The 16,284-nt window shown below is 63.6% G+C and carries 4 protein-coding genes; all 4 read right to left on the bottom strand.

Features of this window, described 5'->3' with window-relative positions:
• Window positions 1-80 precede the first annotated feature (80 nt).
• Entirely contained in the window at window positions 81-2,552 is a 2,472-nt protein-coding gene (locus LJ737_RS27185) for a T9SS type A sorting domain-containing protein (RefSeq protein WP_227768459.1), read from the bottom strand.
• 860 nt (window positions 2,553-3,412) lie between these two features.
• On the bottom strand, window positions 3,413-7,513 hold the full coding sequence (locus LJ737_RS19670; protein WP_227768460.1) for a choice-of-anchor Z repeating domain-containing protein: 4,101 nt from the start codon (window positions 7,511-7,513) through the stop codon (window positions 3,413-3,415).
• A 914-nt stretch (window positions 7,514-8,427) separates the two neighbouring features.
• On the bottom strand, window positions 8,428-12,363 hold the full coding sequence (locus LJ737_RS19675; RefSeq protein ID WP_227768461.1) for a choice-of-anchor Z repeating domain-containing protein: 3,936 nt from the start codon (window positions 12,361-12,363) through the stop codon (window positions 8,428-8,430).
• A gap of 219 nt (window positions 12,364-12,582) precedes the next feature.
• Window positions 12,583-15,513 carry a T9SS type A sorting domain-containing protein gene (locus tag LJ737_RS19680; RefSeq protein WP_227768462.1) on the bottom strand — a complete coding sequence of 977 codons (2,931 nt, stop codon included), beginning with the start codon at window positions 15,511-15,513 and terminating at the stop codon, window positions 12,583-12,585.
• Between the last annotated feature and the right edge of the window lie 771 nt (window positions 15,514-16,284).

The following is a 16,284-nucleotide window of genomic DNA, read 5'->3' on the forward strand; positions in this document are numbered from 1 at the left end:
TATTTAATTCACTGATATATACAAAAAAACGACCACCGCTGGAGCGGTGGTCGTTGCAAACAGCGCTTGATGCGCAGCCGTTAGTTGGTTTTGATCAGGGAACGAACGACGCGCTGGGTGCCGCTGCGGATTTCCAGCTGGTAGCTGCCAGCGGGCAGGGTGCTCAGGTCCACGGTAGCCTCGCCAAATGCCTTGCCTTGACGCAGGGGCTGGCCCAGCAGGCTCAGCACGCTCCACTGCACCGGGTTTTCGCCCAGTTGCAGGTGCAGCTCGTGCTGTACGGGGTTGGGGTAGGCCGACACGAGCAGCTGTTCCGAACCACCGAGTACCACGATGCGCGAGTCAGTAGCCGTGCCGTCGAGGTCCACCTGGTGCAGGCGGTAGTATACGGTACCGGCCGCGGCTTTGTCGAGGAAGCTGTAATCAATGGCACGGGTGCTGTTGCCTTGGGCCTGCACTTTGCCAATGGTCTGGAACTCGCGGCCGTCGCGGCTGCGCTGCACTTCAAAGTAAGCGCTGTTCTTTTCCAGGGCCGTGGTCCAGCGCAGCAGCGCGTCGGCATTGCGGCGCTCGGCCGTGAAGCTGGTCAGCTCCACGGGCAGCGGGTTGTTGCCGGGGGCGTTGCTGTAGTTGGTGGTGGCCAGCGTGAATTCCGTAATCGTGGTAATGGCCGTCGTGCTGGCAACGGTACCGGCCAGGAAAGACGCCCCATCAGCTTGCGCACCCGTTACCGAGCCGCCGATATCATTCCAACGCCCGAACGCACTCTGCGCAATACGCAGGGTAGCCGGAGCATCAACTTGGTCGATGCCGATGAAGCCCAGGGAAATCTGCGCGTTGGTGAACGAAGCGTTGGTGTAGCCACTGTAGTAGCGTACGCCCGACACGCGTTGCAGCGCATTGGCACCCGTGGGCAACGTGTACAGCGGGGCGCGGTCGGCAATGGCTTCAAACTGATAAGAGGCCGAGGCACTGGATTGCGTCAGGGACAACGTAACCGGGCCGTAACCGTTGGGCGTACCGATCGGGAAGAAAAGGCCGGTGCTGCTCGAAGCAGCGTACACGCCGCTGCCCGTAGCCGAGCGCACCATCAGACCTTCCACGTAGCTCGTGCGGCTGGCGCCGAGGACGGAGGCCGACGTCGGCATGCTCAGGTAATTGGTGCTGCTGCCGATGAGGTGGCCGCTCCGCCCCGTGAAACGCAAAGCTTTGGGAACGTCAATCGGGCGCAACAACCGAACACCCAACGGGTTGTCGAGCACCAGCGTGGCATTGCTGCCCAAAATCGTAGCCCCGGCCGTACCAATGGTTTGCACGGCGCCGGTGCCGTTGAGGGTAACATCAGCCGCAGTAGCCGGGTTGAAGGTCAGCTGCGAGCCGCTGCCAATCTCGATGTTGCCGCCGATGGTGACGCCACCGGTGTTGTTCAGGTTGACAATAGCGCCGCCCGAGGCGAGCAGGCTGTTTTGGATGGTGGTGGCAAAAGTGCCGGCCGTGGTGTAGCTCAACCGGAAATCCAGGTTGCCGTAGGTGCGGGCTGCTTCGGAGAAGGTGCCGCCGAAGTAGCGGTAGGTGCTACCGCCCTGGAAAACGGCTACGGCCGAGCCACCGTTACCGAACGGATCAAGGCCGCTGCGCTGCTCGAAGACCGAGCCGGATTCAAACACGACGGAACCTGCACCGGCTTTGCCCGTTGCCACGTTGCCTACGGGGTTTTCGGTGGTGGCGGTGGTGCCGAACGGATGACCCACTACTTCCGCCGAGCTGAAGAGCGACCCGCTGCGGAACCGAATGGCGCCGGCGTCGGCCGCAACGAAGCGCTGCGGAATGTTGGTGCTGGTGCCAAGCACGTTCTGGTACGAACCGCTGATGCTGGCCGTGCTGCCCGTGGGCAGGTTGACCACGATGTAGCGGTTGTTGGTGTTCGAGCCGGTGGTCATGGTGACGCCCGAGCCGGATTCAATTACAAAATCGTCTCCGGTGGTACCGGTATTGCCGATTTGCAGGGTACCGGCGGTGTTGGCAGTGCTCGGCGCGTAGAACGTCGGAACAGCGTTGTTAACGATATACAGCTGACCAAAGATCTGCTCGTCGCGGTTGCTGCCGAAGTCACGGGCAATTTGCACCGTCGGGGCACTGGTCACGGCGCCGTCAAATACCAATACGTCGTTGGCGTTGGGCGTCGGGTTGCCGGAGGTCGGGTTAGGCAGGATGCGGTTGGGCGACCAGTTGGTAGCCGTGCCAAAATCTGCCGGGTTGCTGGTGCTGGCGCTGGCGTTGTTCCAGGTATAGGTGGGCAGGGCCAGGAAAGACAGCGTGGACGGGTTGGTTTGGAGGTAATCGGTGCCGCTGCCGTCTTGGTTGTAGGCGTACACGTCGACCACGTAGGAAGAGTTGGCCGCCAGGCCCGCCACGGTGATTTTGTTGAACGTTGCCGCGGTGGGCGGCACGTCGGCGTACACCACGTAGTTGCCCGCGCCGGTCGTGCGGTTGGTGCCGGTGGTGCCGTAAGTCAGGCTGGGCGAGTAGGTCACGCCATCGGTAGGTGCCACGCGGCTTACGGTGCTCAGGCGCACCACAACCAGGTAACGAGTGCCGTCACCGCTGGTCAATTTCAGGCCGGCCGAAGGTGCAGTAGCAGTAGCTCCACTGACCGGGTTATAGCCCACCGTAGGCTGCGCAGTAGGTTCGGTAGCCGCGTGGGCTGCATACCCGATTCCTGACCCTAATACTATTAGGAGGAGCCTCGTAAAATTGTTAATCATGCAAAAGGAGTTGGAATGGAACGTCTCAGACAAGTAATGGGGGTTAGCGTGGTGGGTTTGCCTACTACCACGCTTATCTACTACTTGAAACCAAAATTATATAAATTTTCCTCTACTTGTGTATAGCTCAAATCATGACAGTTCCACAAATGATAAAAATCATACTGAATCTTCCCGTTTAGGGAAAATATAAGGCATACAAAAGCCCCGGTTACAAGGCGCAGCCAGGGCTGAGTGCAAAGGTAGGGCCCAAGCCCCCGTCTGAACAAGCGCCGAGAAATGTTGACGGGCTACGACCCAGCCTGCGGCCTGCTAACTGCCTTTCTTGGCTGATTTTCTTCAAACTACCGCTTCCGTTTCCTGCTTAGCGGCAGTGGCGCCGTACTTCCCGGTACTAGCTGCGCCTGCCTGCGGGTGGTGGTCCGTGGCCGCTCCGCTCCGGTTGGCCCGGCAAACAATTGCCGCAGCCCCGCAGGAGTGGAAGACAAACCCGGTGTTGTCCAGCTCCATGCTCATTTGGGCAACGCCTAGCCCACTGCCACCGCGCTTCCAATATGACTTCGCCGGCTGCGGCTACCCGAGTGACAAAAAAACGAGCAGCCCAGGCGTGGGCTGCTCGTTGCTAAAAGTCACCAGCGGCTTGCTGCCTACTGCTTCACAAAGCGCTTCCGCAAGTGAGTGCCGTCGGTCAGGGTCACATTGAGGCTGTAGGTACCGGCGGGCAGACGGGTCACGTCGATGCTGGTTTCGACGGAGCCTCCCTGCAGCACCACCTGACCAGCCAAGCCCTCAACCTGCCACTTGGCCACCGGGGCGCTGCTGCGCAGGGCCAAGCGCGCCGAGGTGGGGTTGGGATAGAGCGTTACCTCGGCGCCAAGGGCCTGCAGGGCCACGGCAGAAGAAAGCGTGGCCGTACCGTCGAGGTCGACCTGGCGCAGGCGGTAGTACACGGTGCAACCGGGGCGGCGGGCATCGAGGAAGGTGTACTGGCGGGCGCTGCTGCTGTGGCCTGCCGCCTGTACCCGGCCAACGGCCTCAAACTCCCGCCCGCCGTCGATGGAGCGCAGCACCTCGAAGTACGCGCTGTTTTTCTCTTGGGCGGTGGTCCACTCCAGCATGGCGCCGTTGCCCTGAGCCCGGGCAGTGAAATCGGTCAGGACCACGGGCAGCGGGTTGGTGCCGGGCGTGGCCGCATCGGTGGCCAGGCTGATGTCGCCCAGGGCCGTGCTGATGGCCGCCACGGTGCCGCTGAGGAAGCTGGGGCCGGTGCCCGTGATGGTGACGGTGGGCGAGCCCAAATCCGCGTACGGCGTACCCGGACCAGACGAGCGGGCCAGGCGCAGCGTGGCCGCGTCGTTCACGCCATCATCCTCGCCGAAGCTGAGCGTGACGGTGCCGCTGGTGAAGCTGGCCCCGCCGGTTTCTTTCGCCAGCGAGAAGTACCGAATGCCCGACACATTGGTCAGCGGAGCCGTTACGCCCCGGCCATTGCCCGTCAGTTCCTGAATCCGGGCCGTGTAGCCCGTTACCGACGTGCTGCTGCTCTGGGTGAGGGCCAGCGAGACGGGCCGGTAGAAACCCAGAGCGCCGCCGAGCGGGAAGCTCAGCGTCGCCGTGGTGGTGCTGGCGGGCGTCTGGCGCGTCATGGCGTTGGTGTAGCTGATGGCCGTGCCGCCCGTTACCGTGCCCGTCACGGTGAGGCGGGTGGAGCCGCTAAACGACAGCGACCCGCCCGTGAAAGTCACGTTCCCCACCGTCAGGGTTTCGGTCAGGGAAATCAGGTCGTTGGTGGTGCGGTTGAGCACAAGCGAGGCCAGCGAGGCGGTGGTGTTCACAAAATCCAGGGCGCCGATGCTGCCCGAGCCGGTGAACGTGAGGCTGCTGGCGGCGGAGCCGCGTAGCTGCCCGGCAACCGAATTGACCGGCCCGCTCAGCGTCAGTGCTTTGCCGTTCAGCCCGAGCACGCCGCTGGTCAGGTTCAGGGTAGTGATGGTGACGTTGCTGCCCAGAGTCAGTTCGTCGCCGCTGCCGGTGGGGGCCAGCGTGAGCGTGCCCAGCGTTTCACCGGTGCCGAAGTAGAGGGTGCCGGGGTCTGCGGCGCCCGACTTAGCCACGTTCACGGTGCCCGCGGAGGCGCCAATAATGGTGCCGGTGCCCGTGGAGGTGGCGTTGGCGGCGAGGGTAATGGTGTTGCTGTTCAGCGTCAGGGTGGTACCCGCCGTCAGCACCAGCCCGCCGCCGTTGCTGCCGGTGGTGGTGTTGCCCAGCACGAGGGTCGTGTTGCCGGCCGCGGTGAGCACGGCACCGGCTGTGTTGTTATTAATGAGGCGGTAGAGGCTGATGGGGCTGCCGTTGCCGGCCAGCGTCTGCGCGGCGGTGCCGTCGAGCTGCAGGGTGAAACCGTTGGCAACGGGACCGTAGGTGACGGTGCCCAGGCTGGTGAAATTGCCAAGCAGGCTCAGCGTGGTAAACGGCGAGCTGGCGCCGTTGAAGTTGGTCACGTTGTCGACGGTGAAGTTGCCGCGCACCACCAGGGTGCCGCTGCCCAGGGTCTTGGTGCCGCCGGTCAGCTTCAGGTTGCCGTAGCTGGGGGCCGTCGGTACCACGAACGTGCCGCTCTGGGCGAATTCAACGGTGCTGCTGGCGTCGATGGTGCCCAGGGTGTAGGCCACGGTGCTGTTTTGCATCACCAAGGTGCTGCCGGCCCCCAGGTCGAGCGGGCCGGTGTAGTTGAACGCGGCCGGGATGATCAGCGAGGCGTTGGGAGCCAGCACCAGCTTGGAGCCCGAGCCGGAAATTGCGAGGTTGGCGCTGATGGTGCGGCCGGTGCCCGTCACGTTGAACACCTGCCCGTCGGAGGTGAAATCAACCGGCGACATGCCCGAACCGTCGGCGTTGATGCCGAAGGTGGTCGGGTCGTTCAGGTCCCCGGTGGCCTTGGCGTAATACAGCCCCGAGCCGATGCCGGTGAAGTTGATGACGAAGGGGTTTTCGTTGTCCGTCGCGTCGTTGCTCGGAATGCTGATGGAGCCGGTGCGCGGGCCGGCCGCCGTGGGCGCGAAACGCACCGTGACGCTCACCGTGCCGTTGGCCGCCACCGTGCTGCCCGAGGGGTCGGCGCCGGTCAGGGCAAACTCCGCGTTGGCGGCGGTGATGGTGCCGAGCACCAGGGGCTGGCTGCCCAGGTTGGTGATGGTGAAGCTCAGGTCGGTGAAGGCCCCCACTTGGGCCGAGGCCACGCTCACCGTGTTGCCGGTGTTGACGTTGGTGCCCGCCGTCGTTTGCTTTACGCTGATTTCCGCCCCGGCCGGCACGAAGTCGGCAATGGAGAGGTCGTCGATGTTGACGCGGGTAGACGTGGAGCCGCCGATGGTGCGCACGCGCACGCGCACCGGGCCGGCCACGTTGGCGGTGAAGGTGTAGGCCGTCAGCGTGCCGGTTATCGACGTAGAGGCGCTGGCGTAGGCCGTGTAGCTGTTGCCACCGTCGTTGGACACTTCCACCACAAACGGAATGGCCGAGTCGCTGCCGTACGAGGCCGCGTACAGCGTGATGACGCCCGCACCGCTGGCCTTGTCAAAATCCATGGCAATGGAGGCATTGCCGCGCAGGCGGGCGGATTTGCTGCCGGTTTTCTTGTCGTTGGCGTCCGTCCCGAGCAGGGCGTCGGAGAAGGTCCAGCTGCCGGTGGTGATGGTTACGCTGGCCGCCGGATACCCCGTTTTCGTGCCGGTTTCGAAGTCTTCGATCAGGCCCGTGAACGGCGCGTTGACGGTAAAGGTGGCCGCGGCCGATTGGCCGCCCCCGGGCGCGGGGTTGGTTACGGTCACGTCGTAGGTGCCGGCCGTGGCAGGCACTGCTACGTTGGCCACGGTCAGGCGCCCGGCATTCACGAAGGTGGCCGTGTAGGCCGTGCCGGCGAAAGTCACGGTCGCGCCGCTGACGAAGCTGCTGCCGTTGATGGTCAGCGTGGCAATGGTGGCGCCGGTCAGGGCCGTGTTCGGCGACAGGCTGCTGATGCTCGGGATGGGGTTGTTGACGGTGAAGCTGGTGGCCGACGTAGCCGTGCCGCCCGGCGTGGTCACGGCCAAGGGGCCAGTGCTGACGCTAGCCGGGGCCGTGGCCGTGATGCTGGTGGCCGAGTTGACGGTGTAGCTAGCGGCGGCCACCCCGTTGAAGGTTACCGCCGTGGCGCCGGTGAAGTCAGTGCCCGTAATGGTCACCGGGGTACCCGCAACGCCGTTATCGGGGGTGAAGGTGGAAATGGTGGGGGCCGGAGCCGGGTCGGCTACGTTTACCTGCACGGTGTTGCTGGTAACGGTACCGCACGCGAAAATTGACTGAACGGCGACGAAGTAGGTGCCAACCGTGCTGAAGTTCGGGGTGTAGGTAGTGCCCGTCTGGGTGCCGATGGCCGTGAATGGCCCCGTAGCCGACGGGCCCGAAACCCATTGTCGCGCCGAAGACGAGCCAGTGGTGGTGGCGGTCAGCTGCGTGCCGTTAGCCCCCGTCACAATGTTCTGCGTAGCCGTGGGGGCGATACTGACGCCGGCAACGGTAAAGGTGCTGGACGTGGAGCTGGTAAAGGCAGGATTGTCGGCCGTAACACGGACGCGGTAGCCGGTACCGCCGGCAGTGCCCGTCGGAATAGTAGCCGTGATGGTTTGCTGGGCGGTGTTGTTGTTCTGCGCCGAACCGATGACGGGCGGCGAGGCCGCAAACGTGCCGGTCGGGCCGGACAGCTCCACGTTGAAGTTGTTAGCGGCGTCGAAAGTGCCGGCAGCGGTAAACGTTACGTCGAGGGTGCCGCCGGGGCAAGCGGTAGTGGCGCCAAGCGTCGGGGTATTAATAGGGCCGACTGCCTGAACTTGGAAGTTATCAACCCGGATGGTTCCGGTACCTGAGCTGGCAAACGTCAGCCTGAAATATACGGCAGACTGCAGGTTTAACGCCGTTACCCCCGATAGGTCAAACGTTTGCGCGTTGAAGCTGCCGTTGCCCAAGGTTAACGTGGTGGTAGTGAAATCGGTAAAGCTGGTCCCGTCGGTACTATAAGAGAGCGTAGCAACAGTAGGATTATTGGACGAACGCTGCGCCTGAGCATATACCTTATACGTTTTGTACGAGCTCAGCCCGGTCCCCGCAAGGGAAAACTGAAAGTACTTGCCATTGTTGGCGGCACTGGTCAATGCCACAGCCTGCCCGCTGGTGGAATTGGCAGTAAACGCCGCGGCCGTAGTAGCCACTCCACTGAATGACGTAACGCTGGATTCCGAACTAGAGAAAGTAGACGTAACTCCAGAGGCAGTAGCAAGCGGCGTCACTGCGCTGGGAGCAATACTGCCGCCTGCGAGGTTATTAAAATCGTAATTGACAATCGTCGTCTGCCCCCACCCTATCAGCGGAGAGCCAAATAACAACAGGGCGACAAGCCACCTCAAGTGTCGGAGTGAACCGGCGGAATTGCGGGTAAATCGTTGTGTCATGCAAACGGGCTGAAGTGAGAGAGAGTTGGAGCGAACTAAGATACAAAAGTACCATTCGCCTCCGCCGGCCTGTCGAGTTCATTGTTAACGATTTGTTACCTAGCAGTTACCTGTCTGAGTATAAAAAAAGGCCCCTACCGCGCTGGCAGGGGCCTTTTTTGAACTACGACGCGGCGTTAGCGCTTGGAAATACGGCTGGTAGCGGCTCCGTCTTTGGTGGCCACTTTCACCAAGTACTGCCCGGTCGGCAGCTGGCGCAGGTCCAAGCTGCCGTCGGCGGCTAGGCGGCCGGTCCACACGGGGCGGCCGAGCATATCCAGCACCGTTACTTCGGCAGCGGGCACGGCGCCGGCCAGGCGCACGTGCAGCACCTCGGTCACCGGGTTGGGGTACACGCTCAGCCCCTGCAGCTTGCCCGCGTAGGCTGCCGTGGTGGTCGTCACCGTGAAGGTTACCGTGCTGGTGGCCGTGCCGCCGGGCGTGGTCACCGAAATCGTGCCCGAGGTAGCGCCGGCAGGCACCGGCACCGTGATGCTGGTGGCACTAACCACGGTAAAGCCCGGGGCGTTGACGCCGTTGAACGCCACTGCCGTGGCGCCCGTCAGGTTGGTGCCCGTGATGGTCACCACCGTGCCCACGGCCCCGCTCGTCGGCGAAACGGCCGTGATGGTCGGAGCCGGCGTGGGCACCGTCACCGTAAAGCTGGCCGTCGAAGTGGCCGTGCCGCCGGGCGTGGTCACAGCAATGGTGCCGGAGGTGGCGCCCGTCGGCACGGTGGCCGTGATGCTCGTCGCCGAGTTAACCGTGAAGCTCGTCGCGGCCGTGCCGTTAAACGACACTGCGGTTGCGCCCGTCAGGTTCGTCCCGGTGATGGTCACCACCGTGCCGACCGGCCCGCTGGTGGGCGTGAAGCTGGCAATGGTCGGAGCGGCCGGCGTCGGGGTCGTGACGGTGAAGGTCACCGCGCCGGAGGTACCGCCGCCCGGGGCGGGGTTGGTCACGGTCACGTTGTAAGTGCCGGCCGTGGCAATAGCCGAGGCCGGCACGGTGGCCGTCAACTGCGTGGCCGAGACGAAGGTCGTGGTCAGGGCCGTGCCGTTGAAAGTCACCACCGCGCCCGATACGAAGTTCGTGCCGGTCAGCGTCAGCGTGAAGCCCGCACTGCCGGCCGCCACGGTGTTGGGCGAAAGGCTGGTCAGCGTCGGGGCCGGGTTGGGCGCCGTCACCGTAAAGCTGGCCGTCGAGGTAGCCGTGCCGCCGGGCGTGGTCACGGCAATGGTGCCCGAGCTGGCGCCAGTCGGCACCGTGGCCGTGATGCTCGTCGCCGAGTTGACCGTGAAGGCCGTAGCGGCCGTGCCGTTAAACGACACTGCGGTTGCGCCCGTCAGGTTCGTCCCGGTGATGGTCACCACCGTGCCGACTGGGCCACTGGTGGGCGTGAAGCTGGCAAGGGTTGGAGCGGCCGGCGTAGGCGTGGTCACGGTAAACGTTACCGCGCCGGAGGTACCGCCGCCGGGCGCCGGGTTGGTCACCGTTACATTATAAGTACCGGCCGTAGCAATAGCTGAGGCCGGCACCGCCGCCGTCAGCGAGGTAGCCGAGCCAAACGTGGTCGTCAGGGCCGTGCCGTTGAAGTTTACCACCGAGCCGGCGACGAAGCCGGTACCGGTCACCGTCAGCGTGAAGCCCGCACTGCCGGCCACGGCGGTGTTGGGCGAAACGGCCGTGATGGTCGGGGCCGGGTTGGGCACCGTTACGGTGAAAGAGGCCGTCGAGGTAGCCGTGCCGCCGGGCGTGGTCACGGCAATGGTGCCCGAGCTGGCACCCGTCGGCACCGTGGCCGTGATGCTCGTCGCCGAGTTGACCGTGAAGCTCGTCGCGGCCGTGCCGTTAAACGACACTGCGGTTGCGCCCGTCAGATCGGTGCCGGTGATGGTCACCACCGTGCCGACCGGGCCGCTGGTGGGCGCGAAGCTGGCAATGGTCGGGGCCGCCGGCGTCGGGGTGGTCACGGTAAACGTTACCGCGCCGGAGGTGCCGCCGCCGGGAGCCGGGTTGGTCACCGTTACATTATAAATGCCGGCCGTGGCAACAGAGGTGGCGGGTACGGTGGCCGTCAACTGCGTGGCCGAGACGAAGGTCGTGGTCAAAGCCACGCCGTTGAAATTGACAACGGAACCGGCGACAAATCCGGTGCCGGTGGCCGTGAGCGTGAAGCCGGCGCTGCCGGCCACGGCGGTGTTGGGCGAAAGGCTGGTCAGCGTCGGGGCCGGGTTGGGCGCCGTCACCGTAAAGCTGACCGTCGAGGTGGCCGTGCCGCCCGGGGTGGTCACGGCAATGGCGCCGGAGGTGGCGCCCGTCGGCACGGTGGCCGTGATGCTCGTCGCCGAGTTGACCGTGAAGGCCGTAGCGGCCGTGCCGTTAAACGACACTGCGGTTGCGCCCGTCAGGTTCGTCCCGGTGATAGTCACCACCGTGCCGACTGGGCCACTGGTGGGCGTGAAGCTGGCAAGGGTCGGAGCGGGCGTCGCCGAAGTTACCGTAAAAGGTAGCGGAGCCGAGGTGCCGCCGCCCGGGGCGGGGTTGGTTACGGTCACATCGTAGGTCCCGGCCGTAGCCACGGCCGAGGCCGGCACCGCCGCCGTTAGTTGAGCCGTGTTTACATAGGTGGTCGTCAGGGCCGTGCCGTTGAAGTTCACCACCGAAGCCGCCGAGAAATTCGAGCCGGTCACCGTGAGCGTGAAGCCGGCGCTGCCGGCCACGGCGGTGTTGGGCGAAAGGCTGGTCAGCGTCGGGGCCGGGTTGGGCGCCGTCACCGTAAAGCTCAGGCTGGACGTAGCCGTGCCGCCGGGCGTGGTCACGGCAATGGTGCCCGAGCTGGCGCCCGTCGGCACCGTGGCCGTGATGCTCGTCGCCGAGTTAACCGTGAAGCTCGTCGCGGCCGTGCCGTTGAAGCTGACGGCCGTGGCCCCGGTGAAGTTGGAGCCGAGAATGGTCACCACCGTACCGGCCGGTCCGCTCAGGGGCGAGAAGCTGGCAATGGAAGGCGTTTGGCTAGCCGCATTGACGGGCGCAAACGACACGCCCCGGAACACCGTATTTGCCGCCGCCGTCTTGATGGTGGCCAGGGAAGAACCCGCGGCGGGCGCCGCGTTGTAGCCGGTCACATCGGTCGTCGAGTACAACGCGTCAGTAGCCGTGGCGTAGAGCGTAGCCGAATTGCCCACCGCCTGCACAGCCAAGCCGCGCAACCCCACCGTGGACGCAATGTTGCCGTTGTAGACCCAGGTGCCCCCGACCAACGAATACTTGTTGATGCCCCCGCCGGCGCCCGTGGCCACGCGGTCGTCGGCTACATAAGCCACGTCGGGCCCAGCCACGGAAGCGTCCATGTCCACCAGCACGAAGCCGTAGGGCGAAGGGCTCGAGCCCTGGCCCGGAATTACCAGCGTAGTCGTCTGCCCGGCCGTAGTAGGCAGTCCCGTGCCCACGGCATTCACCCCGATGTTCGAGCCCGAAGCCGAGGAGTTGTACAGTTGCCCGCCGTAAATGCCGACGGCGCGCACGTTGGTCGGGGCGGTGCTCAGCAGCGTGGAGGTCGTAGCGCCCAGCGTCGCGTAGCGCGTGCCGCCGCTGCTGGTGGGCGAGCCGGTGCCCGCCAGCCAGTAGCGCGTGCCGTCGTCGGTGACGGCGCCGCGCGGGCTGCTGGCCAGGTATGCATCGGTTAGGCCGGTGGAGGTATCCACGTTGCCGTTGGCGTCGATGCGGGCCACTACCCGAGCTGCCGCCGAAGCCGTAACCGAAGCCGTAGCGGGCGCCGCGTCGTAGCCCACCAGCGTAAGGTAACGCCGGTCGGCCGAGAGAGTCAGCATGCCCTCCGAGGAGGCGCTGGCGGTTAGGGTGAACTGCTTCTGCGTGCCGCTGCCGGTGGTAGGCAGCGCTATGGTCTGTACCAGGTTACCGTTGGGCGTGTATTCATCCAGAAACACGGCCGCCGCCGTGCCAGTGGCCACGGCGGCGGTGCCGTCGCCCACGCGCACTAGTACTAGGTTGCCGGCGGTGAAGGGGGCGGCCTGGAGGCCAAGGGCAGTGGTGGTCAGCAGTGCTGCCAAGCAGCCCCGGTACCACCTGCTGTAGCTTGCGGTTGTAGTTGTTGTGTTCACAGGCATAGAGCCATTAAAAGGTGGAAAGTCAGTGTATGCCTCGATGGCCGCAGGGCCGTCGAGGGTCGGGCTTGATACTCATTTCGCCCCGGCCGCGTTGCTGCCCAGGGCATAAAAAAAAGCTCCCCGCCGGGTGGCGGGGAGCTTTCAATGCGGAAGGCGGCAGCGTTACTGCTTTATCACCTTGTGGCTAACCTTTTCGTCGCCGCTGCTGATGGTCACCACGTAGGTGCCCGACTTCAGGCGGCTCATGTCAAAGCCACCGTCCAAGGCGAGCTTGCCGCTCAGCACGGCGCGGCCCATCAGGTCGGTTACCTGCACCGTGGCTTCCGAGCTAGCCCCGCTCACGCGGATGGTCAGCTTGTCGGTTACCGGGTTGGGGTACACTGCAGCTTCCAGCTTGCCACCGTTGCGGATGGATACGGCCGGCAGGATGTGCGGGGTGCCGTCGGTGTCCAGCTGACGCAGGCGGTAGTAGGATACACCCATCAGCGGCTGCGCGTCTTCGGAGCTGTACTCCGTCTGCACCGTGGTGTTGCCACGGCCAGCTACGAAGCCGATGGTCTGGAAGTCGCGGCCGTTCTGGCTGCGCTGCACTTCAAAGCCACGGTTGTTTTTCTCCTGCGCCGTCAGCCAGTTCAGCTGCACGCGGCCGTTGCGAAGCTTGGCCGTGAACGACACCAGTTCCACGGGTAGCGGGGTCTGGGGCTGGTTGTTCGGCACTTTGTAGTTCTCGGCGTTCAGCAGGCCGTCGTCGTTGAACTCAAAGGCGAAGAAGTAGTAGTTCTCGTTCGGGTCGAGGTTGCCAACGGTGAAGGAGTTGGCGGCCCCGCTGAACACCACGTAGGTGCCGGTGCTGGCTTCGATGAGCGTGCCGGTGCCGTACTGGTAAGCGCCGTTAACCGTCGTGCCGGGGTTGAAGTTGGACTTGTCAACCGGGAAGAGGCTGGTGGGCAGCAGCGTGTAAGTGCGCGAGGCAATGACCAGACGGTTCTGGCCGTAGGTCGTGCCGGCGGGCGGGTTGCCCAGGTCGAAGGTGATGGTAGCGGTGGTGCTGCCGGTGGGGCGCACAATCTGCGCCGTCGACTGCGCCGTGGGCTCCTCAGCAATGGCGAAGCCCGAAGCTCGGCCGTTGCCGCTCAGCAGCATCAGCGGCTGGTTGTTGTTCAGCGCCTGGTTGGTGAACGTCAGTTCCTGGGTGGCGGCACCCACGCGGGTCGGGGCGTAGCGCACCAGCAAGTTCACGATGCGGTTGCCGTCGGCGTTGTTGAGCAGCGTGTCGGCGTAGGTGTACCCGTTGTTGGCCGATTGGTTGGTCGGGTTGCCACCGTTCACAATTTCGAACTCGTACTGCGGCGTGCCTACGGGGTTACGGCCCGGGTCTTCGGTGTCGTTCGGGAAATACAGGTTCAGCGGACCCGTCAGCAGGAAGGTTTCCAAGCGGATGGTCTTGGCAGCCGACTTGGTGTTCTTCACCGTCGCGTCGCCGAACGAGCCCAGGGGCTGCAGCAGGCGAATGGTCGGCTCGCTGATGCCGGTTACCGATACGTCACGGTCCGGAGCCGGGGAGCTAGTGGCACGGATCAGCGCGTTAACGGTGATGGCCTGGTTGCCGGGCACGAAGCGCACGTAAATGGCTTGCTGCGGCACGTTGTTCTGCCCATCACGCGTCAGGGTGACCGAGCTGAAGAAGTTCACGTTGTCGGTCGACACCTGGAAGTAGCTGCCGCTGGTACCGGCCGGGAACACGGTGATGTCCTGCAGCAGGTTGGTACCCGAAATCAGGAACGACTGCGACACCGAGAACGTGGCCGGACGGGTTGCAAACGTAAAGGTGTTGTTAGCCGGGTTCGTGATGGAGATATCCGACACGTTGCCGTTCGACGTAGCCGACACCGTTACCACTACCGGGGTAGCGCTGCCGCTAGCCGCCGTGATAGTTTGCGAGAAAGCACCACCGGCAATCGGGGCCACCAGACGCACTTCGATGGTGGTGGGCGACACCGTGCCGTTCACGGGCGTGAGCGTCAGCGGACCGCTGACGAAGCTGCCGCCGGCCGAGGCGTTGCGCAGCTGAATGTTGCTGCTGGAGGGCGTCAGGGTCAGGGGCGTGGTGCCCAGGTTGATGCCACCTACGGTCAGCGTGCGCGTATCGGCCGAGCCGCTTTGCGTTACGTTGCCGAAGGTAATCGAGGTCGGCGTTACCGATACCGTGGCGCCGCCGCCGCCGCCGTTGCCGGTACCCGACACAGCAACGTTTTGGCTCGTGGCACCCGGCGACGATACCACCACCGTCTGGCTGATGTTACCGTTGGTCGTCGGCGTAAAGCGCACGTCCACGGTCACGTTGCTCACGCTACCATTTACGGGCGTAATCGTGGCCGTCGAGTTGAAGGGATTCGAGCCCACGCGCACTTGGAAGTTCGAGGGAGCCGTAATCGTCACGTTGCCCGTCAGGCCGGTAGCGTTAACGGTGAACGACTGGCTGGCCGAAGCTTGGCCAACGGTCGTGTTGGGGAACGTAAGCGAGTTGGGGTTTACCGTCAGCACCACCGGAGCGGCCTGGCCAGTACCTGAAACCGATACCGTCTGCTGGGCAGCGCCGGTGCTGTTGAAGGTCACGTCGCCGACGTAGTTGCCGGTTTGCGTGGGAGCAAATACCACGTTCAGGGTACCGCCGGTGCTCGGCAGCGTAGCCGTGGTGCCGTAAGCCCCACCGTTGTAGCTGACCAGGAAGCCCGTCGGCGCTACGGCCGTAATCGAAGTCGTGAGCGAAGCGCCCGTAACGGTAATGTTTTGCGGGGCCGAGGTCGTGTTGATGACCTGACCGCCGAAGCCCAGGGCTGCGGGCGACACGGTGATGACCGGCGGCGGGGGCGTGCCCGTGCCTATTACTTCCACGTCGCTAGCCAGGGCTACGTTGCCGTTGCCACGCGAAGTGACTTCCAGGAAGTCATCGTAGCTGATGGCTTGGCTGGGAGCAAAACGCAGGTAAATGGTAGCCGTCACGCTGTTACCGCTCCGCGCCAGCGTGAGCGTGGTGCCGGTGTTGGCCGTGAACGTGGTGTTGTCGGTGCTGCCTTGAAAGCCAGCGGGCACAGTCACTGTTACGTCGCGGATCAAGCCCGAGCCGGACACAGCATAGCTGCGGCTCGCCGAGACCTGCCCTACCTGGACGCTGCCAAAGTTTTGCGGGTTGCCCGGATCCGAAACCGGCGTGATGGTCAACGTTTGTGCTTGAGCAGCAAACGAAAAAGTGAGAAGGGTGAGAATTATTGCGCAGAGACGCTGCCACGCAGGCCGTCGTAAGGCAATCTGGTAAGCGTTTTTCATATGAAAAAGCGAGGAATGGTTACAAAGTCAACGAAAACCAACAAGGTCTTCTGGGGCACATTACGCAGAACGCAGCCGTATGGATGATTGATTTATGCTTTTATTATTGCAAGTTTCCAAGTCTACATCGGCCAACAAGCATAGGTGACGAGCGGGCGCCCGTTAACACATTTCATGCCACACAAAGTTGCGAAGGTATTTCCCATAAAAAAACTTGTTTTTCTTCTTCCTGGTGCCTAGCACGTGGCTGCTACTGAAGTCGCCAACCAATATATTATATAATGAAATTACTATAATTGCATTATTGCTTCTTATGGTTTCAATTTGACTTGATTTGTAAGGGGTTTGTCGAAGAATACGGAGTAGACAGGGCACAAAATTATCAGAATCGCATTTACGAGCCGGGGCGTTACATGGAGTCGGGCACCTATACGCACGGCTTCGGTTGGGGTTAGCAAAAAACGCACACATATTTCTGGTAAGAGCTTGGTACAGATCATTTCTGCGTTAAGAAGTGGGCATGCTCAGTCATCATTG

Origin of the sequence: Hymenobacter sp. 15J16-1T3B, from assembly GCF_020711235.1 — a bacterium.
Taxonomy (GTDB): Bacteria; Bacteroidota; Bacteroidia; order Cytophagales; family Hymenobacteraceae; genus Solirubrum.